The sequence below is a fragment of the Rhodovulum iodosum genome, assembly GCF_041020385.1.
Lineage (GTDB): Bacteria > Pseudomonadota > Alphaproteobacteria > Rhodobacterales > Rhodobacteraceae > Rhodovulum > Rhodovulum iodosum.
The window spans coordinates 895,892-917,189 of the sequence record NZ_JBEHHI010000001.1 but is presented as its reverse complement, the minus strand read 5'-3'; the positions used below and the strand labels follow the sequence as shown (position 1 = coordinate 917,189).

The 21,298-nt window shown below is 68.3% G+C and carries 20 protein-coding genes; 12 read left to right on the top strand and 8 right to left on the bottom strand.

Annotation, left to right across the window (positions count from 1 at the left end; genetic code table 11):
- Positions 1-261: a DUF6455 family protein gene (locus tag Ga0609869_RS04495; protein WP_125406298.1), complete on the top strand. Its 261-nt coding sequence runs from the start codon at positions 1-3 to the stop codon at positions 259-261.
- A 4-nt stretch (positions 262-265) separates the two neighbouring features.
- Here the strand turns inward: Ga0609869_RS04495 and Ga0609869_RS04490 are convergent, their stop codons facing one another.
- Positions 266-769: a DUF4405 domain-containing protein gene (locus Ga0609869_RS04490; protein ID WP_125406301.1), complete on the bottom strand. Its 504-nt coding sequence runs from the start codon at positions 767-769 to the stop codon at positions 266-268.
- A 153-nt stretch (positions 770-922) separates the two neighbouring features.
- On the opposite strand from Ga0609869_RS04490, the gene Ga0609869_RS04485 reads away from it, so the two are divergent.
- Positions 923-2,167: a glycosyltransferase family 87 protein gene (locus Ga0609869_RS04485; RefSeq protein WP_125406304.1), complete on the top strand. Its 1,245-nt coding sequence runs from the start codon at positions 923-925 to the stop codon at positions 2,165-2,167.
- Here the strand turns inward: Ga0609869_RS04485 and cutA are convergent.
- From cutA to Ga0609869_RS04465, 4 genes are all read right to left on the bottom strand, one after another.
- Entirely contained in the window at positions 2,086-2,391 is a 306-nt protein-coding gene (gene cutA / locus Ga0609869_RS04480) for a divalent-cation tolerance protein CutA (RefSeq protein WP_125406307.1), read from the bottom strand. The genes Ga0609869_RS04485 and cutA overlap by 82 nt on opposite strands.
- Positions 2,392-2,608: 217 nt before the next feature.
- On the bottom strand, positions 2,609-3,988 hold the full coding sequence (gene rimO, locus Ga0609869_RS04475) for a 30S ribosomal protein S12 methylthiotransferase RimO (RefSeq protein ID WP_125406309.1): 1,380 nt from the start codon (positions 3,986-3,988) through the stop codon (positions 2,609-2,611).
- Between the two features lie 45 nt (positions 3,989-4,033).
- Complete coding sequence (locus Ga0609869_RS04470; RefSeq protein WP_125406312.1) at positions 4,034-5,203, bottom strand: cation:proton antiporter; 1,170 nt, start codon at positions 5,201-5,203, stop codon at positions 4,034-4,036.
- A gap of 24 nt (positions 5,204-5,227) precedes the next feature.
- A complete protein-coding gene (locus Ga0609869_RS04465; RefSeq protein ID WP_125406314.1) occupies positions 5,228-5,824 on the bottom strand; it encodes a GcrA family cell cycle regulator in 597 nt (198 codons plus the stop codon).
- A 147-nt stretch (positions 5,825-5,971) separates the two neighbouring features.
- On the opposite strand from Ga0609869_RS04465, the gene Ga0609869_RS04460 reads away from it, so the two are divergent.
- The 4 genes from Ga0609869_RS04460 to Ga0609869_RS04445 all read left to right on the top strand — a co-directional run bounded on the left by Ga0609869_RS04460 (position 5,972) and on the right by Ga0609869_RS04445 (position 10,875).
- Positions 5,972-6,775, top strand: a complete 804-nt coding sequence (locus Ga0609869_RS04460) for an ABC transporter permease (RefSeq protein ID WP_245972305.1) — start codon at positions 5,972-5,974, stop codon at positions 6,773-6,775.
- A gap of 198 nt (positions 6,776-6,973) precedes the next feature.
- On the top strand, positions 6,974-8,167 hold the full coding sequence (locus Ga0609869_RS04455; protein ID WP_125406317.1) for an aspartate aminotransferase family protein: 1,194 nt from the start codon (positions 6,974-6,976) through the stop codon (positions 8,165-8,167).
- Positions 8,168-8,251: 84 nt separating this feature from the next.
- Positions 8,252-9,178 (top strand): ornithine carbamoyltransferase, encoded by a 927-nt coding sequence (gene argF / locus Ga0609869_RS04450; protein ID WP_125406320.1) that lies wholly within the window; start codon positions 8,252-8,254, stop codon positions 9,176-9,178.
- An 83-nt stretch (positions 9,179-9,261) separates the two neighbouring features.
- Positions 9,262-10,875, top strand: a complete 1,614-nt coding sequence (locus Ga0609869_RS04445) for a GMC family oxidoreductase (protein WP_125406322.1) — start codon at positions 9,262-9,264, stop codon at positions 10,873-10,875.
- Positions 10,876-10,878: 3 nt separating this feature from the next.
- Here the strand turns inward: Ga0609869_RS04445 and Ga0609869_RS04440 are convergent, their stop codons facing one another.
- The 3 genes from Ga0609869_RS04440 to Ga0609869_RS04430 form a co-directional block, all read right to left on the bottom strand.
- A complete protein-coding gene (locus tag Ga0609869_RS04440) occupies positions 10,879-11,871 on the bottom strand; it encodes a fatty acid desaturase (RefSeq protein WP_125406325.1) in 993 nt (330 codons plus the stop codon).
- A 107-nt stretch (positions 11,872-11,978) separates the two neighbouring features.
- Positions 11,979-14,414, bottom strand: a complete 2,436-nt coding sequence (hrpB, locus tag Ga0609869_RS04435; RefSeq protein ID WP_369022837.1) for an ATP-dependent helicase HrpB — start codon at positions 14,412-14,414, stop codon at positions 11,979-11,981.
- Between the two features lie 351 nt (positions 14,415-14,765).
- Positions 14,766-15,776, bottom strand: a complete 1,011-nt coding sequence (locus tag Ga0609869_RS04430) for a GlxA family transcriptional regulator (protein WP_125403098.1) — start codon at positions 15,774-15,776, stop codon at positions 14,766-14,768.
- Positions 15,777-15,917: 141 nt separating this feature from the next.
- On the opposite strand from Ga0609869_RS04430, the gene Ga0609869_RS04425 reads away from it, so the two are divergent.
- The 6 genes from Ga0609869_RS04425 (at position 15,918) to gstA (ending at position 21,252) form a co-directional block, all read left to right on the top strand.
- On the top strand, positions 15,918-16,895 hold the full coding sequence (locus Ga0609869_RS04425; RefSeq protein ID WP_125403099.1) for a homocysteine S-methyltransferase family protein: 978 nt from the start codon (positions 15,918-15,920) through the stop codon (positions 16,893-16,895).
- A 207-nt stretch (positions 16,896-17,102) separates the two neighbouring features.
- A complete protein-coding gene (locus Ga0609869_RS04420; protein ID WP_125403100.1) occupies positions 17,103-17,318 on the top strand; it encodes a hypothetical protein in 216 nt (71 codons plus the stop codon).
- Positions 17,319-17,337: 19 nt separating this feature from the next.
- Positions 17,338-18,561 (top strand): flavin-containing monooxygenase, encoded by a 1,224-nt coding sequence (locus Ga0609869_RS04415; protein WP_125403101.1) that lies wholly within the window; start codon positions 17,338-17,340, stop codon positions 18,559-18,561.
- 22 nt (positions 18,562-18,583) lie between these two features.
- Entirely contained in the window at positions 18,584-19,213 is a 630-nt protein-coding gene (locus tag Ga0609869_RS04410; RefSeq protein ID WP_125403102.1) for a hypothetical protein, read from the top strand.
- 69 nt (positions 19,214-19,282) lie between these two features.
- On the top strand, positions 19,283-20,653 hold the full coding sequence (locus tag Ga0609869_RS04405; RefSeq protein WP_125403103.1) for an MATE family efflux transporter: 1,371 nt from the start codon (positions 19,283-19,285) through the stop codon (positions 20,651-20,653).
- Positions 20,650-21,252 (top strand): glutathione transferase GstA, encoded by a 603-nt coding sequence (gene gstA, locus Ga0609869_RS04400; protein WP_125403104.1) that lies wholly within the window; start codon positions 20,650-20,652, stop codon positions 21,250-21,252. Before Ga0609869_RS04405 ends, gstA begins: the two co-directional genes overlap by 4 nt.
- The last annotated feature ends 46 nt before the right edge of the window (positions 21,253-21,298 follow it).

Here is a 21,298-nt window from a genome sequence, read left to right as displayed (position 1 = left end):
ATGGATGACAGCGGCAAACTCTCGACCCATTTCTGGCTGGCTCAGGGCATGGCGCGGACCGTCGGGCTCAAGCTGCCGGCGGAATTGAAGGCAGGCCGGCTCGACCGGTCGGACCTGGCCCATTTCGTCGCCGAATGCTGCTGCTGCGACCGGACCGATCATTGCATCTCGTGGTTGGCCGTTCAGGCCAGAGGTGCCGAAACGCCGCCGGTCTGGTGCGCGCTGAAGCCGCGGATCGAGGCGCTGAAAGAAACCGCCTGACCGATCAGCCCTCCGCCTGGCGGCCGATGAGAACCGCGATCAGACGCATCTGTGCGCCGCGTTCGCCATGGGCGAGATCGGAGATCGTGCTGTCGGCCGTGGCCCCGTCATAACCTGCCTGGCGCAGCCGCGCGGTCAGCGTTTCGGGGGATTCGTCCAGCACGGCGGCCACCGCGCCGAGGGGGGCCTCTTCGATCGCGTGGAGCAGCGCGAAATCGGGGCGGCCGCCGCCGGTCCCGCCCGCCAGCGGCAGGAACGAAAGCCCCAGTGCCAGCGCGAATACGGCAACCGCCGCCTGCCCGCGCGCGCGTTTCATATGCGCGGTGAAGGGGCGCAGGTTGACGAAGACGTGCAAGAGCGCGGCGGCGACGAAGATCAGCCCGACCCATTCGTGGACCACCTTGTTCGTCATCGTGGAGGCGTGAAAGAACATCAGGAGTCCGGTGACGGACATCAGGAGGAAGGCGCCGATGGTCAGCGGCGTGGCGAATTTTCGGACAAGAGGCATCGGTCGAACCTTTCGATATGTGCGATGCCCGTGTCACGCTGTGGTGCCAAATATCCGTCGTCTCTGCGACGCGGTGGCGCATCGGCAGCGAACTGTACTATCCTAGGCTGCGCCCCATAATCCGCCGCTTTATCGAGATTTGCCTTGGCTTTCGTGACCCGTGACCGCGTGCGGTTGTTTCCTCGCATCATCCTTTTCGGATATTTGCTCGCCGCCTGCCTGACGATCGGGTTCTGGTTTGCCCAGCCGCTCTCGGGGGTATCGCATCCGGGGGGCGACTTCATCGCGTTCTATGCCGCGGGCAAGCTGGCGGCGGCAGGGCAGGCGACGGCCGCCTATGACATGGCGTACTTGCGCGAGACCTATATGGGCGTTCTGCCCGGCGTCGACGGCTATATCGGCTGGTACTATCCGCCCAGCTATTTCCTTCCTTTCCATTTTCTGTCGGGCCTGCCCTATTTCGGTGCGCTGGCGCTCTGGCTGGGGGCAACCGCGGCCGCCTTTGTTGTCGCCGTCCGGCCGTTGATCCGCAGCGCGCGCGAGGCCTGGGTCGTCGCTGCCGCGCCGCCGCTGTTTTACAACATGTTCGACGGTCAGAACGGCTTTCTGACCGCGGCGCTGATGGTGTGGCTTTACCGTGCGCTGCCGGCCCGGCCGGTGGCGGCCGGCGTCGCGCTGGGTCTATTGGCGGTCAAGCCTCATCTCGCGCTGCTTTTCCCGGTGCTGCTGATCGCGTGGCGGCAATGGCGCGCGCTGGCCGCGGCGGCGGCAACGGTTGCGGCGACGACCCTGGTGTCGGCCGGTCTCTACGGGCCCGAGCCCTGGGTGGTGTTCTTCACCGAAAACCTCAACGGCCTGTCGCGCCTGCATCTCGATGCCCAGGTCTTTCAGATCACACGGATTTCCTCGCCCTTGTCCTTCGCGCTGTCGCTGGGCTGGAACGCCACGGCGGCGCGGGCGTTGCAAATCGGGTTTGCCGCTGCGGTCGTCGCGGTGCTGGTGCTGCTGGTCCGGCGGGGGGCGGATCGCCGCCTGGTCTTTGCGGTGACGGCGGTGGCGGCGGTGCCGGTGGCGCCGCACAATTTTCTGTACGACTGGGTGATCCTGGTGCTGCCGATGCTGATCCTGTGGCGCGCGGTCGAGGCGTCGGGCCTTCGCCGGTTCGAGATGCCGGTGATCCTTGTGGTCTACGCGGCGGCCCTGCCGCTGGGCAGCCTGCCGCGGCACTGGCCGGTGTCGTTCGGGTTCCCGATTCTTCTGGCATTCCTGGCGGTGCTGGTCCGGCGCGCCTGGTGCGATGCGAACGCCGGGGCCGGTCAGGCGGTCTCGGTCGCCAGCCAGCGCGCGGCCTCGTCGGTGGTGCCCACCAACTCCCATGTGATGACCGGCAAATCGTAAGGGTGATCGGCCTCGATCAGGGCCACGAGGTCGGCGCGTCGGGCCTCTGTCGTCTTGAAGGTGACCTGGACCTCTTGCTCCTCCTGCACCGCGCCGTCCCAGTGAAACAAGCTGAGCACGACGGGCGTGATGTTGGCGCAGGCCGCCAGCCTGCCGGCCAGCGCGTCGGCGGCAAGGCTGCGGGCGGTGTCGAGATCGGGGCAGGTGGTGGTGAGGTGGAGCATGGGAGCCTCTTGGGTCTTGAGCGGGTGGAGTTGCGCGGCGCGACCCCGTCATTGAGGCGCATGGGCTCAGGGTATCGCAAGGTCGAATGAAGGCCGTGGCGAGGGCGGCCGGCGGGCGGCTTGGCCGAGCGCGGCGGTCGTTCGGCCCGCCGCAGGGCAGGCGGAACGAGCTGCCGGGCCTGGTAACGCGCCCGCACGGGCCCGGCGCGCAGGGCGTTTATGCGTCCGCGGGTTTGCCCCACAGATCGTACTCACCCGCCTCGTCGACCTCGACGGTCACGATTTCGCCGGGGCGCAGCCCCTCGGCGCCCTCGTCGATGAACAAACACCCGTCGATCTCGGGCGCGTCGGCCTTGGTGCGGCAGGTGGCGATGCCGTCGGCGTCGACCTCGTCGACGATCACCTCCAGCTGCCGGCCCACCTTGGCCGCCAGTTTCGTTTCGGAAATCGCCTGGGCCTTTTCCATGAACCGGTCCCACCGGTCCTGCTTTACCGCGTCCGGGACGTGGTCGGGCAGGGCGTTGGCCCGCGCCCCGGCGACGTCTTCGTATTGAAAACAGCCGACCCGGTCGAGCTGGGCCTCGTCGAGCCAGTCGAGCAGGGTCTGGAACTCGGCCTCGGTTTCGCCGGGAAAGCCAACGATGAAGGTCGAGCGCAGCGCGATATCGGGGCACACCGCCCGCCACGCCGCGATTTCGTCCAGCGTCTTGGCCGCGGCGGCGGGGCGGGCCATGCGTTTGAGCGTGTCTGGGTGGGCGTGCTGAAAGGGGATGTCGAGATAGGGCAGGATCAGCCCCTCGGCCATCAGCGGTATCAACTCGCGCACATGGGGGTAGGGATAGACGTAATGCAGCCGCACCCAGGCGCCCAGCCCCCCCAGATCGCGGGCCAGATCGGTGATATGGGCGCGGTGGCCCTTTTCCGCGGCATGTTTCATGTCGACGCCGTAGGCCGAGGTGTCCTGGCTGATCACCAGGAGTTCCCTAACCCCGGCCTCGACCAGTTTTTCAGCCTCGCGCACCACCGCATGGGCCGGGCGAGAGACCAGCCGGCCGCGCATGTCCGGGATGATGCAGAACCGGCAATGGTGGTTACAGCCCTCGGAAATCTTGAGATAGCTGTAGTGGCGCGGGGTCAGGCTGACGCCAGCGGCCGGCAACAGGTCGATGAACGGGTCGGGGTCGGGCGGCACGGCGGCATGCACCGCGTCCAGCACCTGTTCGTACTGGTGCGGCCCGGTGACGGCCAGCACGGTGGGATGGGCGCCGGTGATGTAATCGGGCTCGGCGCCGAGGCAGCCGGTGACGATGACCCGGCCGTTTTCGTTCAATGCCTCGCCGATGGCCTCCAAACTTTCCGCCTTGGCGGAATCGAGAAAGCCGCAGGTGTTCACGATCACCGCGTCGGCGCCGTCATAGTCGGGACTGATCGCATAGCCCTCGGCCCTGAGCCGCGTGAGGATGCGCTCGCTGTCGACCAGCGCCTTGGGGCAGCCGAGGCTGACCATGCCGATGGTCGGCTGGCCGGGGCGGCGGGGCTCGGCGAGGCGGGCGCGCGGTGCGAGGTCGGGGCGGAGGTCGGGCGGGTTTTGCGGCATGGCGCCGCTAATAGCCGGTTCCGGCCGCCTGCGGAAGGGGCCGGGTCAGGTGGGGCGCCGTGTCTCGCCCGCGCGGGCCAGCGCCAGCCGCGTCAGAAGCGGCCCGACAAGTTCGAAAACGATGGTGGTGGTGATCGTGACCGAGAGCAGGAGCTGGCCCAGCTCCGGCAGGGCTTTGCTGGCCACCAGCGCCATGCCCAGCGCGACGCCGGCCTGCGGCGTCAGCGCGACCCCGATCCAGCCTGCCTGCCTGGGCGACAGCCCGCCCAGCCGGCCGCCGATCCAGCCGCCCGCCAGCCGTCCTGCCAGGCGCAGCACGACGACCCCGGCAGCCAGCGGCAGCGCCGCGTCGGCCGCGCGCAGGTCGACCGCGGCGCCGGCCAGCACGAAGAAGAGGGTCAGGAAGGGCCAGCTTATGTGCTCGATCTCGTGGAACGCATAGCTATGGTGGCGGGCGAGGTTGACGATCACCGCACCGGCCGCCATCCCCGCCAGGAGAAACGACACCCCCAGCCACAGCGAGAGCCCCGCGCAGAGCAGGACGAGCCCCAGCGCCTCGGCCAGCGTCGGTTCGCCGGGCCGGATGCGGCCCGTGGCGTAAGAGGCTGGCAGCCCGAGGGCGAGGCCCAGCGCCAATGCCAGCCCGACCTCGGCCAGCCCGTCGGCCAGCCCCGCGCCGAGCCCGGCCGCGCCGCCGAGCAGTAGCCCAAGAAGCACGCTGAAGACGATCACGCCCCAGGCGTCGTCTATGGCGACCACGCCCATGAGGGTCTGCGTCATCGGCCCGCGTGCGCCGGTCTGGCGGACAACATCATGGGTTGCCGCCGGGTCCGTGGCCAGCCCGATGCCCCCCAGAAGCAGCGCCAGAGCGACGGGCATCCCGGCCAGCCAGAGGCCGCCGGCGATGATCGCGAGGCTCAGGCCGGCCACCGCCAGCGACACCGCGAGAATCGCGCCGCTGCGGGCGCGCAGCGCCTTGCGCGAAAGCTCGCCACCGAGAAGGAAAGCCACCATGGTCAGCGCCAGATCGGCGGTGAGCGCCTGCCATCTCTGCGCGTCGATCGGCAGAAGGTCGGCCCCGGTGGGCCCGATCGCCAGCCCGAACAACACCAGCAGCGTGATGCGCGGCAGCCGCGTCAGCCGGCCCAGCGCGTCAAGGGCGAGGCTCGCAAGCAAGAGCACGCCGAAGGTGATCAGAAGCAGGCTCTCGGTCATGTCGGGCGGGCGGCTGCCGGGGCCTTACCGCTTGCGGTCGCGCCGCGAACTCATGGGCTGGAAGGCGACGCCGACATGGGCCTCGCAATAGGGCTTGCCCGGCTGCACCGGCAGGCCGCAGAACCAGAAATCAGGGGTCGCGGGGTCGCCGATGGGCCATTTGCAGGTCCGCTCGGTCAGCTCCATCAGGCTCAGCTTCTTGGCCGATTTCTCGATCTCGCGGACCGAGGCCAGCGCCTCGGGGCTGATCTCGTTGGCCGAGGGCTGCGGCGGCAGGGGCTGGCCGGCGGGCACGATCTGCTTGCGCGCCGAGGCCCCGGCGGGTGCCTCGGCGGCGGCGGGCTTGACCGGTTCGGCAGGCGGGGCGGTCTCGGCCGCGGGGGCCGGTTCTTCAGCCCTGGCCGCGGGCTTGTCCTTGGCGGGCGCGGGGGCGGCCGGTTTCGCCGCCGGTGAAGCCGCCGCCGGAGCCGCGCCGGCGCGGTTCGAAAGGCCCAGCCGGTGAACCTTGCCGATCACCGCGTTGCGCGTGACGCCGCCCAACTCCTTGGCGATCTGGCTGGCCGATTGCCCCTCGGCCCACATCCTCTTCAGCGTCTCGACGCGTTCTTCGGTCCAGGACATCCTGCATTCCTTGGGCTTATTCAACGGCTGGCCGCCGCAGGCGATACCGCCCGCCGCGCGCCCCGTCTTGGAGAATTCCACTTGGCCCCTATTCTAATAGGGGCCGGCACCGGGTTACAAGCGCATCGCGTCACATGGGGGACAGGCATGGAAAATACAACGGGCATGGGCGTGCGCCGCTTCGGCCAGGTCAACTGGCTGGGCCTCTACACGCTCGCCGCGCGCGAGACCAGCCGCTTTCTGGGGGTCTGGACCCAGACGCTCGCCGCGCCGCTGGTGACCGCCGCGCTGTTTCTCGGGGTCTTCTCGCTGGCCATCGGTCCCGCGCGGGGCGAGGTGATGGGCGTGCCCTTCATCGAATTTCTCGCACCGGGCATCCTGATGATGACGGTGATCCAGAACTCGTTCGCCAACACCTCGTCGTCCATCGTCATTTCCAAGGTACAGGGCAACATCGTCGACACGCTGATGCCGCCGCTTTCGGCGTGGGAGCTCGTGGCGGGCTACACCGTGGGCGGCGTGGCGCGCGGGCTGTTCGTGGCGCTGGCGATCGGTGCGCTGATGGGGGCGGTGCTGGGCATGGGCGTGGCGCATCCCGTCTGGGCGCTGGTCTTCGTGCTGCTCGGCGCGTCGTTCCTCTCGGGGCTCGGCATCGTGGCCGCGATCTTTGCCAACAAGTTCGACCAGATGGCCGCGATCACCAATTTCATCATCACCCCGCTCAGCTTTCTCTCGGGCACCTTCTACTCCATCGAACGCCTGCCCCCGGCGATGCAGGTCATCACCCATCTCAACCCGGTCTTCTACCTGATCGACGGGGTGCGCTACGGCGTGATCGGACAGTCCGACAGCTCACCCTGGCTGGGGCTGGCGGTCTGCACGCTGTCCACCGCGCTGGTGCTGACGCTCTGCTGGCACTGGTTCCGCCGCGGCTACCGGATGAAGCCCTGAACGGCACTGGACAGCGGCGCGCGACCCCGCTAAGAGCGGCGCCATGGCACAGCCCCTTCACACCGCGCCGCTGCGACGCCGACGCCCCCGCGTCTGACGTCCCCCGCGCGCCTGCGCCACCACGCCCCCTTTTGCATCGTTGACACCGGCCCCGTGCCTCGGGCACCTCTTGGGCTTCTATTCGAAGGATTTCCTGCGATGATCCCGTCCGTCCTGCCGACCTACAACCGCGCGCCTCTCCGCTTCGAGCGGGGCGAAGGTACCTGGCTGATCGCAGAGGACGGCACCCGATATCTCGACCTCGGGGCGGGCATCGCGGTCAATGCGCTGGGCCATGCCCACCCCGCGCTGGTCGAGGCGCTGACCGAACAGGCCGGCAAGCTCTGGCACCTGTCCAACCTCTACGAAATCCCCCAGCAGCAGGCGCTGGCCGATGCCCTGGTCGAGCAGACCTTTGCCGACACGGTGTTCTTCACCAATTCCGGCACCGAGGCCTGCGAACTCGCCGTCAAGATGGCGCGCAAGTACTGGTCCGACAAAGGCAGCCCCGAGCGGGTGAACATCGTTACCTTTTCCGGCGCCTTCCACGGCCGCTCGTCCGCGGGCATCGCCGCCGCGGGGTCGGAGAAGATGACCAAGGGCTTCGGCCCGCTCTTGCCGGGTTTCGTCCACCTGCCCTTCGGCGTCCACGGGTCGGTGCTGAGCAACGCCATCGACGACACCGTTGCCGCGATCCTGGTCGAGCCGATCCAGGGCGAGGGCGGCATCCGCCCGCTGCCCGACCCCTGCCTCAAGGGGCTGCGTGACCTCTGCGACGACACCGGCACGCTCCTGATCTTCGACGAGGTGCAATGCGGCATGGGCCGGACCGGCAAGCTCTTCGCCCATGAATGGGCCGGCATCGCGCCGGACATCATGATGGTGGCCAAGGGCATCGGCGGGGGCTTCCCGCTGGGTGCCGTGCTGGCGACGGAAAACGCCGCCGCCGGCATGACCGCGGGCACCCACGGCTCCACCTATGGCGGCAACCCGCTGGCCTGTGCGGTGGGCGCCAGGGTGCTCGAGATCGTCGGCGATCCGGCCTTCCTCGACGCGGTCGACCGAAAGGCCGGCGGCCTCAGGCAAAAGCTCGAAGGGCTCGTGGCCAACCATCCCGACATTTTCGAGCTCGTGCGCGGCACCGGTCTGATGCTGGGCCTGAAATGCCGGGTGCCCAACGGCGATGTCGTCCAGGCCTGCTATGCCCAGAACCTGCTGACGGTGCCGGCGGCCGACAACATCGTCCGCCTGCTGCCGCCGCTCACCATCACCGACGAGGAGATCGCCGAGGCCGTCGCCCGGCTCGACGCCGCCGCCGCCGCCCTGGCCGCGACCACTGCGGCAGAGAGCTGACGCCCTTCCTTCTTCTGGCCGAAAATATCCCGGGGGGTCCGGGGGGCTGGCCCCCCGGCGCCGCCAAGAAACGAAAGCGATCCGATGCCCCATTTCCTCGACATCGACATCACCCCGGCCGGCGACCTGCGGGCCATGATCGACCAGGCCCACGCGATGAAGACCGCGCGCGCGGGTCAGCCCAGGGGCGCGCCCGACGCCGTCCAGCCGCTCGCCGGCCAGATGGTCGCGCTGATCTTCGAGAAACCCTCCACCCGCACGCGGGTCAGCTTCGATATCGGCGTGCGCCAGATGGGCGGCGAGAGCATGGTACTGTCGGGCCAGGACATGCAGCTCGGCCATGGCGAGAGCATCGCGGACACCGCGCGCGTGCTGTCGCGCTATGTCGATCTCATCATGATCCGCACATTCGAAGAGGCCACCCTGAAAGAGATCGCCGAGTATGCCACCGTACCGGTGATCAACGGGCTGACCAACCGCAGCCATCCCTGCCAGATCATGGCCGACATCCTGACCTTCGAGGAAAACCGCGGCCCCATCGCGGGCAAAAAGGTGGTCTGGTCCGGTGACGGCAACAACGTCTTCGCCAGCTTCGCCCATGCCGCCGCGCCCTTCGGCTTCGATCTCACCTTCACCGGGCCCGAAACGCTCGATCCCGAGCGCGCCATCATCGACGCGGCGCGTGCCAAGGGCGCGACGGTCGAGATCGTCCGCGATCCGGCCACGGCCGTGAAAGGCGCCGACCTGGTGGTCACCGATACGTGGCTGTCGATGCACGACCCGCAATCGGCGCGCGAACGGCGGCACAACCAGCTGCGCCCCTACCAGGTGAACGACGCGCTGATGGCCCATGCCAAACCCGATGCGCTCTTCATGCATTGCCTGCCGGCCCATCGCGACGAAGAGGCGACCAGCGCGGTGATGGACGGCCCGCATTCGGTGATCTTCGACGAGGCCGAAAACCGGCTGCACGCGCAAAAGGCCATCCTGCGCTACTGCCTGGGCGTCTGATCGTGGCGCCCGCCCGTGGACAGGGCGGGCGCATCCGGGCTTAACTGCGCCCGGCCCGTGGTTGTTGAGGGAGGGCGGGGCCGATGGCCGAAACAGCCGAGTATTTCGGAGAGTACGACTACGTCGTGGTTGGCGCGGGCTCGGCGGGCTGCGTGCTGGCCAACCGCCTCAGCGCCGACCCGAAGGCCCGGGTGCTGCTGCTCGAGGCCGGCGGCAGCGACAACCGGCTGTGGGTGCATGTGCCCGTCGGCTATCTTTATGCGATGGGCGACCCCAGCCTCGACTGGTGCCTGAAAACCGAGCCCGAGCCGGGGCTGAACGGCCGCGCGCTGAACTATCCCCGCGGCAAGGTGCTGGGCGGCTGTTCCTCGATCAACGGCATGATCTACATGCGCGGCCAGGCGCGCGATTACGACCAATGGCGGCAGATGGGCAACCCCGGCTGGGGCTGGGACGACGTGCTGCCCTATTTCCGCCGGTCCGAGCGGTATCACGGCGGCGAGGACGAGCTGCACGGGGGTGCGGGCGAACTCAGGGTCGAGCGTCAGCGCCTGAATTGGCCGATCCTCGACACGGTGATTTCGGCGGCCGAAGAGCTGGGCATCCCCCGCACCGACGATTTCAACCGCGGCGACAACGAGGGCGCCGGTTATTTCGAGGTCAACCAGAGGGGCGGGCTGCGCTGGAACGCGCGCCGTGCCTTCCTCGACCCGGTCAAGGGCCGCGCCAACCTGCGCATCGTCACCGGCGCCGAGGTCGAGCGGCTGACCTTTCAGGGTCGCCGCGTGACCGGGCTGGTCTTCCGCCAGGACGGCCGGCTTTGCCGGGTGACCGCCGGGGGCGAGGTCGTGCTGGCCGCCGGGGCCATCGGGTCGCCGAAAATCCTCGAACTATCCGGCATCGGAAATCCCGATGTGCTGCGCGCCCACGGCATCGACATGCTGCACGAGTTGCCCGGCGTGGGCGAAAACCTGCAGGACCATCTGCAGATCCGCACCATTTTCCGCATCACCGGCGCCAGGACGCTCAACGATCTCTATGCCAGCCCGCTTGGCCGGCTGCGCATCGCCGCCGAATATGCCCTGAAACGCTCGGGCCCGATGGCCATGGCGCCCAGCCAGCTGGGCATTTTCACCCGCTCGGGCGCGCAGCACGAGACCCCGAATATCGAATACCACGTCCAGCCCCTGTCGCTGGAAAAATTCGGCGAGCCGCTGCACAGCTTTCCCGCGCTTACGGTGTCGGTCTGCAACCTGAGGCCCGAAAGCCGGGGTGCGTGCCATATCCGTGGCGCCGACCCCGGGGCCGCCCCCACGATCCGGCCCAACTACCTCTCGGCGCCGGCCGACCGGCAGGTGGCGGCCGACAGCATCCTTCATGCCCGCCGCCTGATGGCGACCCGGGCGATGGCCCCTCACGACCCGCAAGAGATCAAGCCCGGCCCCGAGATCACCTCGCAGGACGACCTTGCGCGCGCCGCCGGCGACATCTCGACGACGATCTTCCACCCGGTCTCGACCGCGCGCATGGGCACCGACCGGATGGCCGTCGTCACGCCCGAACTGACGGTGCACGGCGTCGCGGGGCTGAGCGTCGCCGACGCCTCCGTCATGCCGACGATCACCAGCGGCAACACCCACGCGCCCGTCACGATGATTGCTGAAAAGGCGGCCGAGATGATCCGCGCCCGCGCCTGAGCCTCAGGCGGCCGCGGCGGCGGTGCCGCGGTCGGGTTTCGGGAAGGGCACCAGCCGTTCGCGGTCTTCGTCCCAGAGCTTGAGCGTGAAACTGCGCAGCGCCTCGGGCCAGCCGATCACCGGCAGGTCGTAGTCCGCACGCAGCGCCCGGTGCGCCCGGCGCAGGTTGTAGCCGGGAATGCGCGCATTGAAGTGGTGGATGTCGTGATAGGCGATGTTGCCCGTCGCCAGGTCGAACCACCAGCCGAGGTCGAGCGCCGAGGACCCCTGCAACGCCGCCCGCGCGGCGTCGTGCTCTGGCTTGCGGTCCCACCACGTATCTTCGAAATTGTGCTGCAGGTAGACGAGGAACACCCCCGTGACGGCGGCAACCGAAACCGTGGCGCCGTAAACGGCCAGCCCGGCCCACCCCGCCAGCAGGTAGATCGCCCCCACCCAGCCCGCCAGCGCCGCGTCATGGGCCAGCACCCCGCCCGCGCCCGCCTTCATCGCGTTGCGCGGCCAGCGGTAGCGCAGCACGTAGACAAAGAGCCCGCCCACCGGCAACAGAAACAGCGGGTGGCGGTAGATGCGATAGCCCAGCCGCCGCAGCGGCCCCGCGGCCTGCCATTCCCTTAGCGTCATCGTATGGATCTCGCCCGCCTCGCGCGCGGCGAGGTCGCCGATATGGGCGTGGTGCAGGTTGTGATTGTATCTCATCGCCGCGTAGGGCGTCAGCGTGAAGGTCGACAGCGCGTGGCCCGCGAGGTCGTTCCACCGCCGCCCGGCAAACAGCGAGCCGTGCCCGCAATCGTGCTGCAACACGTAAAGCCGTACGCCGGCCAGGGCGTTGACGATCACGAGCGTCCCGACAAGCGGCCAGACCCCGAGGCATTGCACCGCCAGCCAGAGCGTTGCGAAATAGACCGCGAAACTCGTCAAAAGGCTGAGCGCCGCCTTGCGGTCGTCCCGCTCGGTATAGCGGCGCAGCGCCGCCCTGATCGTCGCCTCCGGCATGGTCCCACCTGCCCGCCCGTTCGGTCGCGGCACCAGATCAACTCGGCCTCAGGATAGCCGAGATTGCCTTTCGGTTCCATCATGGCATGGCGGTTGCGGTGCGGGACTCACCCCTTCCGTTTCGCCCTCAGGGTCGGGGCGGCGACGGTCGGGTCCTCGGGCCAGGGGTGCCGGGGGTAGCGGCCGCGCATGTCCTTGCGCACATCGGCGTAGGAACTCGCCCAAAAGCCGGGCAGATCCATCGTCGTCTGCACCGGCCGCCCGGCGGGCGACAAGAGCGTGACGCGCAGCGGCAGGCGGCGGGGCCCCACCGTGGGGTGAACGGTTACGCCGAACATCTCTTGCAGGCGCAGCGCGATCTCTGGGGCCTCGGCGCCATAGTCGATAGGCACCCTGCGCCCCAGCGGCGTTTCGAAATGGGGGGGCGCGAGGCGGTCGAGGGTTTGCTGCTGGTCCCAGTTCAGCGCGGCCTTCAGCGCCGGGGTCAGGTCGAGCCGCTTGAGGTCTTCGGCGGTGCGCAGTCCGTCCAGGTGGGGTAACAGCCATTCCTCCAGCCCTGCCATCAGGCCCGCGTCCGAGAAATCGGGCAGCTCGGCGCCTTGCCCGCGCATCAGTTCCACCCGCGCCTGCAGGCGCCGCGCGGCGTCGGTCCAGGGCAGGCCCAGCTCGCGCACGCCCTCCAGCATCGCGCGCGCCACGGCCTCGGCCGGCGCGTCCTTCCACTGGCGGTCCTCCAGGATGAGCGCGCCAAAGCGTTCCTGCCGCCGCGCGATCACCCGGCGCTCGCGCCGGGACCAGTCGCAGACCGCCTGCCAGGCGATGGCGTCGCCATGCACCGCGCGAAGCTCTCCTTCGCTCAGAGGCGCGGCAAGCCGCACCTTGGCCTCGCGGGCATCGCCGTCAAGGTCGAGCGCCACGATCAGCCGCGCGCCCGCCAGCGGGTCGTCCGCCGCCAGAACCGCGCCCTTGCCGCCCGACAGCACGTAGCGCGGATCGTCGCCCTTGCGGCGCAGGCCCACACGGTCGGGATAGGCCAGCGCGGCCATCTCGCCCGCGCTCAGCTCGCGCGGGGCCGCGGGGGCCAGCCGCGCCAGGCGCCGGCCCTCGGCGCGGATCCGCTCCAACGCCGGGCGGGCCGGGGCGGGCGCCGATCCGGGGTCGCGCAACGCGTCGAGGCGCCGGGCCACGTCCGCCCCCGCGCCCAGCAGCGGGTCGCGCTCTTCCAGCAGCGCGGCGAGGGGGGCCGCGGCCGGGCCGGCCAGCGCCAGCATGTGCCCCAGCCGCGGATGCACCGGCAGCGCCGCCAGCGCCCGGCCATGGGCGGTGATCCGGCCGGCGGCATCGAGCGCGCCGAGGCCCTGCAACAGCGCCGTCGCCTCGGCCCAGGCGCCGGGGTTGGGCGGCGTCAGAAAGGCCAGATCGCCCGGCCCCGACGCCCCCCAAAGCGCCAGTTCCAGCGCCAGCCCCGTAAGGTCGGCAACCTCGATCTCGGCGGGCGGGAAGGCCGCCAAGGCGCCCTCTTCGCCTTTCGTCCACAGCCGGTAGCACGCGCCCTCGGCCACCCGGCCCGCGCGGCCCCGGCGCTGGTCCGCCTCGGCCTTGGTCACCCGTTCGGTCACCAGCCGGGACATACCCGAATTGGGGTCGAACCGCGCCCGCCGCGCGCGCCCCGCATCGACCACCACGCGGATATCCCGGATCGTCAGCGAGGTCTCGGCGATGGCGGTGGCGAGCACAACCTTGCGGCCCGCCCCGCCCGGCGCGATGGCCGCACGCTGGGCGGCGAAGGGCAGGGCGCCGTAAAGCGGGCGAAGCTGGCAGTCGCCGGGCAGCACGCCCTGCAACAACGCCTCCACGCGCCGGATTTCCCCCTCGCCGGGCAGAAAGACCAGCACGCCGCCCACGGTTTCGGCCACGGCGCGGGCCACCAGGTCGGCCGCCGCCTCGGGCAGGCGCCGGCCCTTGGGCAGGGGTTTGTCCAGCCAGCGGGTGTCCACCGGGAAACTGCGCCCCTGCGAGGTGATGACCGGGGCGCCGTCCATCAGTGCGGCCACCGGGGCCGCGTCCAGCGTGGCCGACATGACCAGCACGATCAGGTCGTCACGTAGCGCGCCGCGCAGCTCCCATGTCAGGGCAAGGCCCAGATCGGCGTTGAGCGAGCGTTCGTGGAACTCGTCGAAGATCACCGCGCCGACGCCCGAAAGCTCGGGGTCGGACTGGATCATCCGGGTCAGGATACCCTCGGTGACCACCTCGATGCGCGTGGCCTTGCCAGTCTTGGCCTCGCCGCGGATGCGGTAGCCGACGGTTTGGCCGACCTTTTCGCCCAGCGTCTCGGCCATCCGCTCGGCGGCGGCGCGGGCGGCCAGCCGCCGGGGCTCCAGCATGACGATGCGGCCCCGGGCGAGCCCCGCATCGAGCAGCGCCAACGGCACCCGCGTCGTCTTGCCCGCGCCGGGGGGCGCCTGCAGCACCGCGCGGCCCGCATCGCCAAGGGCGGCGATGAGCCCGGGCAGGGCACTGTCTATGGGCAAGGCGGTCATGCCGCCCTTATCGGCGATCGCGGCGGCGGGGGCCAGAGGCGGGGCGGGGGGCGGATCGGGTGCGGCGCGATCCAAAGCGGCCGGCGCGCGTTGCGGTGCGTCCGCAGTGCGGGACAATCCCGCCTTTCCGTTTGCCGAAACGAACGTCGGCTCCACAGGTATTTCCGGACATTTATGGGGACTGCACACAGCATGCACATGAGGACCCGAAAAACGTGGAGCCTGAGCGGCGAGTTTGTCCGATCCTCCATGGGCGCTGTGCACGACAGCACGGCTTGCGAAACTGCGTTTCAAGGCAACTGAGAGTTCCTTGACCGTCTGGTTTTCCGACAGAGCCCATTGCCGCGATCCTCAGGCGTGCACTGGCGCAAGAGCCTGCCACTTCTTTCGGTAGGCCGACGCGGAGATGCCAACGCGCTTTCGAAAGGCCGAGCGGAAACTCGATGGTTCAGAGTAGCCGACCTCGGCGGCGATCTCGTCGATCGGCGTGGCGGTGGTTTCAAGAAGCTGCTTGGCCTCTTCGATCCGAAGGGTCTGGATGTAGTCACCCGGCGCCTGACCTGTCACCTTCTTGAAGCGGCGATGGAATCCGCGTTCGGTCATGCCGCTGCGTTCCGCCATGGCGGCGACGGGGCTCGGCGTTTCGTAGTGCTGCGCCGCCCAGACCTGCGCCTGCGCGATCAGATGATCCTCGTGCTGGCGCGCAGTGGTCAGCGACGCGTAGGTCAATTGCCCGTCCAGATGCGGGTCGATCAGGTAGATCTTGGCGATCCGGCGCGCTTCGTCGGCCCCTGCGAAACGCGCGATCAGGTACAACATGAGGTCGGCCCAGGCCGAGGCGCCGCCCGCGGTGACGATGCGGTGTCCTTCCCCGGCCGGCACGAGAATGCGGTCCCGGCAGACTTTCACCTCGGGATAGTTACGATCCAGCATGTCGGCGAAGCCCCAATGTGTCGTGGCCTCCTTTCCGTCAAGCAGGCCGGTCGCGCCGAGCAGCATGGTGCCGGAACAGACAGAAGTGACGATTGCGCCACGCGCCTCGGCCGCCCCGATCCAATCGGCGACAGGCTTCATGTCATCGGGCACGCCTGCGTTTGGATCGATATGCAAATCGGGCACGATAATGAGGTCGGGCGCCGGCGCTTCGCTCAGCATCGCATCGGGCGTGATCTTGCGCCCGTTGATATCCCAGTAAGGCGCACCATCGGAAGTCCTGAGGCTGACGTCGAAGACCGGGACCTTCGACGGAAGACCGTGCAGCATTTCCCAGTCTCGACCGACAGAAGCCAGGATATCAAGGATCGAGAACAGCGTTGATGTGCCAGCGTAGCGTGATCCGATTACCGTCGTATTGATGGTCATTTCGCTCTCCTACAGGCTGTTCTCGTCCGATTATCACCGATTCAGTCTTTTCTTCTTCTAACTCGACTCGGGCATCGGGTCCATGACCCTGCACATGAAATCGGCCGATCAGGCCAATCCATCGTGAGCAAGGATCAAATGATGACCATTCAAAACCAAATCGCGGCCTTCCACACTGACCCGACCCGCAGCTACCTCGCCGACCCGCGCACCTATCTGACCGATGGCGGGTTTGAGACCTCCATGCTGTTCCTCGAAGGGTTCGACCTGCCGGCCTTCGCGGCCTGCGTCCTGCTCGAAGACGAGGCCGCCCGTGCGGCGATGGACCGGTACTTCGACCGCTTTCTCGCGATGGCCCAGACGGCCGGAACCGGTTTCGTTCTCGACACCAACACCTGGCGCTCCGGGACGCATTGGGCCGACGCTGTCGGCCGGTCGCCCGCCCAGATGGAGGACCTCACCCGTGAGGCCGTCAGGTTTGCCCTGGCGATCCGCGCACGGTGGCAGGATCGCGTTTCGCCGATCCTGGTGAATGGCGTGATCGGACCCGCCGGCGACGCCTATGACGGTACGCTCGCCCTGGATGCGGCCGCCGCAGAGGAAATCCACGCACCGCAGATCGCATTGCTCGCGACATGCGGGGTCGATCTGGTCAGCGCGCTGACCTTCGGCAGCATGCCGGAGGCGATCGGGTTTGGCCGTGCAAGTGTCAATGCGGGTGTGCCCGTTGCGATCTCCTTCACGGTGGAGACGGACGGACGTTTGCCGGATGGAACGCCGCTTTCGCGCGCCGTGCTGGAGACGGATGCCGCAACCGGGGGTGCACCGCTCTACTACATGATCAATTGCGCGCATCCCGAGCATTTTCGCGACGTTCTGAGCGATGACGCCTGGTGCCGCCGCATCCGCGGTGTCCGGGCGAACGCATCGCGGCTGAGCCATGCGGAACTCGACGAGGCGGAGACCCTGGACGACGGCGATCCCGAAGAGTTCGGCGCGCTGCATGCCGAGCTCTCCCGAAAGCTCCCGGCGCTGAAAGTCGTCGGCGGGTGCTGCGGCACGGATCACCGTCATGTCGGCTGCATGGCAGACGCCATGCTTCCCCCGACCGCGGCCTGACCTCCTCCCTCCGTCCCGGTCCGCACGGAACCGAAATTGATCGGTCATTGCGGGCCGCGCCTGGGCGCAGTGCGGGGCGTCGAAACCGCCGGGGAGTGCCGCGCTGAGACCGGCTTCGCCCGGTCGGGACGCTCCGCCTGCCGCACGACGACCTCAACGCCCGCTTCATCGCCCGCACCTGAGCGGGCTCCAACAAGGACGAATGACATGACCATGATTTACATCCACGCCGGCGCAGCGCGCCGACACCCTTCGAGCATCGCAAGGGCGCTCCTCGACCGGCTGGCAAAAGCCGCGAAGCGGCGGCGCATCCGCAAGGAGATGAAAGAGCTGTCTCGGCTCCCCCGCCACCTCCTCCGGGACATGGGCCTCGAGCAATACGCATCGCCCGATGTCCCGACGTTCCCGAACCACTGGCGCTAAACCTCGGAAAGGAAAGACAATGAACACCATGAGACCCGGCAGTACGCTGGTGATCGGCGCGGGGCTTTCGGGCCTCGCCACCGCACACGCCCTGGCCGAACGCGGGCTGCCCGTTACCGTGCTCGAGGCACGGGACCGGGTGGCAGACCCCTGGCGCAACCGCCATCCGGCGCTTCGGCTCAACATCCACCGCAAGTTCGCCGGGCTTCCGGGACAGGCGGCGCCGAAATCGGACGGTACGTACCTGAAGCGCGACACGGTGGTTGCGCATCTGGAGCGCTACGCCGCACGGTTGGAGGCACCGATCCACTTCGGCGTTGCCGTGACGGCTGTCGAACCCGACGAAACTGGATGGCGAGTCACGACCGACGCCTCGGAGTACGGGGCGGAGAACGTGGTCATTGCGACGGGTCGGGAAAGCATTCCCCACATCCCTGACTGGCCGGGGCAAGACGCCTTTGCCGGGCAGCTCTTGCACGTGGCCGATCTCGGCGACGTTTCCCGCTTCGATGGCCAGCGTGTGCTGGTCGTGGGCGCGGGCAACTCCGGCACGGACGCGCTGAACCACTTGGCGCGGCACAATCCGGCTGAGGTGATGGTGTCGGTCCGCTACGGACCGGCGGTCGTGCCGAAGAGCATCTTCGGCTATCCGATCCACGGGCTGGCACGTGTCTTCGCGGCACTGCCGAATGCGGTGCTAGACCCGGCCTTCAAGCTGACCGAGCGGCTCTTTCTCGGAGACCTCCGGCGCTATGGGCTCACCAGTCACCCCGAAGGCGGAAGCACGCGGCTCTTGCGCGATGGCGTGACCTTCGCCATCGACGACGGCTTCGTTGCGGCCCTGAAGGCAGGACGGTTCCGGATCGTGCCGCGCGTCGAGGGTTTTTCCGGCGACAATGTCGCTCTGGCCGATGGATCGGTCTGCCGACCGGATGTCGTGATCGCGGCCACCGGGTATCGCACGGGGCTCGAGCCGCTTCTGGGACATCTTGGTGTGCTGGATGAGAACGGCCGCCCGCACCATCCGATGGGCGAGCGTGATCCAGAGATGCCGGGCCTCTGGTTCGCCGGTTTCAAGCCGATCTACACCGGCTTCTTCGACGCCGCGGGCATCGCTGCCGGGCGCATCGCCAGCGGTGTGGCTGCCGACGCAAGCCGCGGCGCGCCCTCCGATACGCTCGACATGCACGCATCGCATGTCGCCCACCAGCGCCCCGCACCCGCGGACGCATCTCTTTCATGAAACTCCAGAAAGGACTATTCGCATGAAACACACGACCCTTGTTTTCGCCGCCGCCGTCGCGGTCATGCCCTTCGCCGGAAACGCCGGAGAGCCGCTTGCGGCCTTGGATGTTGCCGAGGATATCTCCCGCTTCGTCTTTTCCGCGGCACCCGTCTTCGACGACGGCATGCCTGCCTATGGCAACGCCTTCATCACGCAGGGCTATCTCTACCCCGCCGGCACGCTCGACGGTGGCGTCGAGGGCACTCTGCCGAACGGCGATCCGGCCTTCCCGGACCTCGTGATCGGGGAATGGACCTGTGACGGGTATTTCATCGGCGACGGGATGCGCACGGAAACGGGCGCCCTCGTCATGACCCGGCAGGTTTACCGTTTCAACGACGGCGATGTGCTGATCAGCCATGGCGCCGAGCTTGTCGATGCCGGCGTGACCGTCACGCGCGCCGTCACGGGCGGGACCGGCGACTATGCCGATGCCCCGGCCGAGATCGACCAGGTGCTGCTGGGCATGAGCGACGGCTACGGCGTGCGGCTGCAGATCGAACTGGGCGGTGGGTCCGCGGACGCCTACGGCGACGAGGACCACACGGAATGGGAGTCCGGCTTTCCAGTCGGGCCCATTCCGACCTCGGGCTCCCATGAGGCCGGCTGAGGCCAGTCTGGCGATACCGGAAAGGGGCGGTGGTTCCGCTCCGCGTCTTCCACTGCAAAGGGCGAACTCATGACCTATTTTGAATTGCCGCGCGCAACAGGCGACCCCTTCAGACATGCCGCTCGAAACGTGAGCAAGGCCGAAGCATGGGCCGTCCTGCGGCTTGCCGCGCCGTTGACCGGTCTAGCGCTGGTCAACATGGCGATGAGCGTCACCGACACGCTGATGACGGCCGCGTTCGGAGTGGAAGCCCTTGCCGCCGTCGCCGTCGCAAGCGATTTCTATTCGATCCTCTTCTACCTCGCCGTTGGCTGCATCGGCGGTCTCGGACCGCTCTATGCGGCCGCCCATGCGGCGGGCGATGCGGATCGGTTGGCGCGGCTTAGAACGGCGGGGACCATCACCTGCGCCCTGCTGGCCTTGCCGATCTGCGGCCTGCTCTGGCAGACGCCGGCGCTATTGGGCCTGCTCGGCATCGATCAGGACCTTGCTGATGCAGGCACGGGCTACGTCCGGGCGATGGCACTCACACTGATCCCGATGCTGGCGGTGGGCGTCCTGCGCACGCGCCTGACGGCCATCGGACGTCCAGGCGTGATGCTGCGGATCACGCTGTGTGCGGTGCCGCTCAATGCCGTCTTCAACTACGTGCTCATGTATGGCGCCTTCGGTCTGCCGGAACTTGGCGTGACCGGCGCGGGCGTGTCGTCCCTGCTGGTCGGCCTGCTGACGCTTGCCGCCTTGTTGCGAGAGGCGCACCGCGTCGGCGACAGCGGGTCGGGTCGCGTGGAACCGGAGCATATCGCGGCGATCTTCCGCATCGGCGTGCCCATCGGGATCGCGACGCTGGCCGAAGTCGGCCTCTATCTGGGGGCCACGATCTATGCCGCCTCGCTATCCGTCACGGACGCGGCTGCCCATTCAGTCGCGATCCGACTGGCCGGTATCGGGTACGCTTTCTATTTCGGCCTGCAGCAGGCCTCGATGACCCGGCTGGCACGGGTCGATCCCAAGTCGGGCCGCGAAGGTGATGTCGTTGCCACCACGATGGTGCTTGGAATGGCCATCGGTCTGTCGATTTGCACCACCCTCCTGGTCGTCGCCGAGCCGATCGCCAACTATGCGCTGCGGGGCTCGACGCCCGGCGCCGTCGGCGCTGCGATTACCGTGATCGGCGTGCTCGCCTTGACGGAGCTGTACGGTCCGGCCGGTGCAGGCGCCGCGGGATTGTTGCGGGCGAGGGAAGTGACGCGCCCGGTCATGGTCTATTCCCTGATCGGGAATTGGCTGGTTTCGGCCCCCCTGATCGCTGTCTTCACGGTCGTCTTCGACATGGGAGCGGTCGGGATCTGGATCGCGATGGCCACCGGAACGGTCGTCTATTCGGGCCTGTGCGTTCAGGCACTTCGAAACTTGCCCGCGGCGGGAGGCGAGACATGACGCTCTATTTCATGCCCGGCGCCTGCTCATTGGCACCCCACATCGCCCTGCGCGAAGCGAACCTGGAGTTCGACCTCGTCGAGGTGGACTACCGGACGCGGCGAACCGACACCGGGACCGACTATCGCGCGGTTAATCCGAAGGGCACTGTCCCGGCCCTGCGGATTGCCGATGGCGAGGTCCTGACCGAAGTTCCCGTGATCCTTCAGTTCCTGGCTGACGGAGCACCCGATGCGGGGCTGCTGCCTGCCTCCGGCCTGCGGCGTCTGCGGGCGCTGGAATGGTTGAACTTCATTTCGACCGAGATCCACAAGAGCTTCAGCCCGCTGTTCCGACCGACGACACCGGACGGCTTTATTCAGCCGGGCAAAGCCCATCTGCGTAGCAGGCTGGTCATTGTCGAGCGTCACCTGTCCCAGCACACCTACCTTATGGGCGACGATTTCTCGCTGGCTGATGTGTTTTTGTTCACCGTTTGCCGCTGGCTTGCGGACCAGGACATTTCCCTTGCTGACTGGCCGGCCTTGAAACTGCATTCCGAGAGAATTCGGCTTCGACCAAGTGTCCGGAAGGCTCTGGATCGGGAGGGGTGTCCATGATGGGTCGACAGAGAGGGCCGATAGCCGAGCGGCCGCGACACCCGGC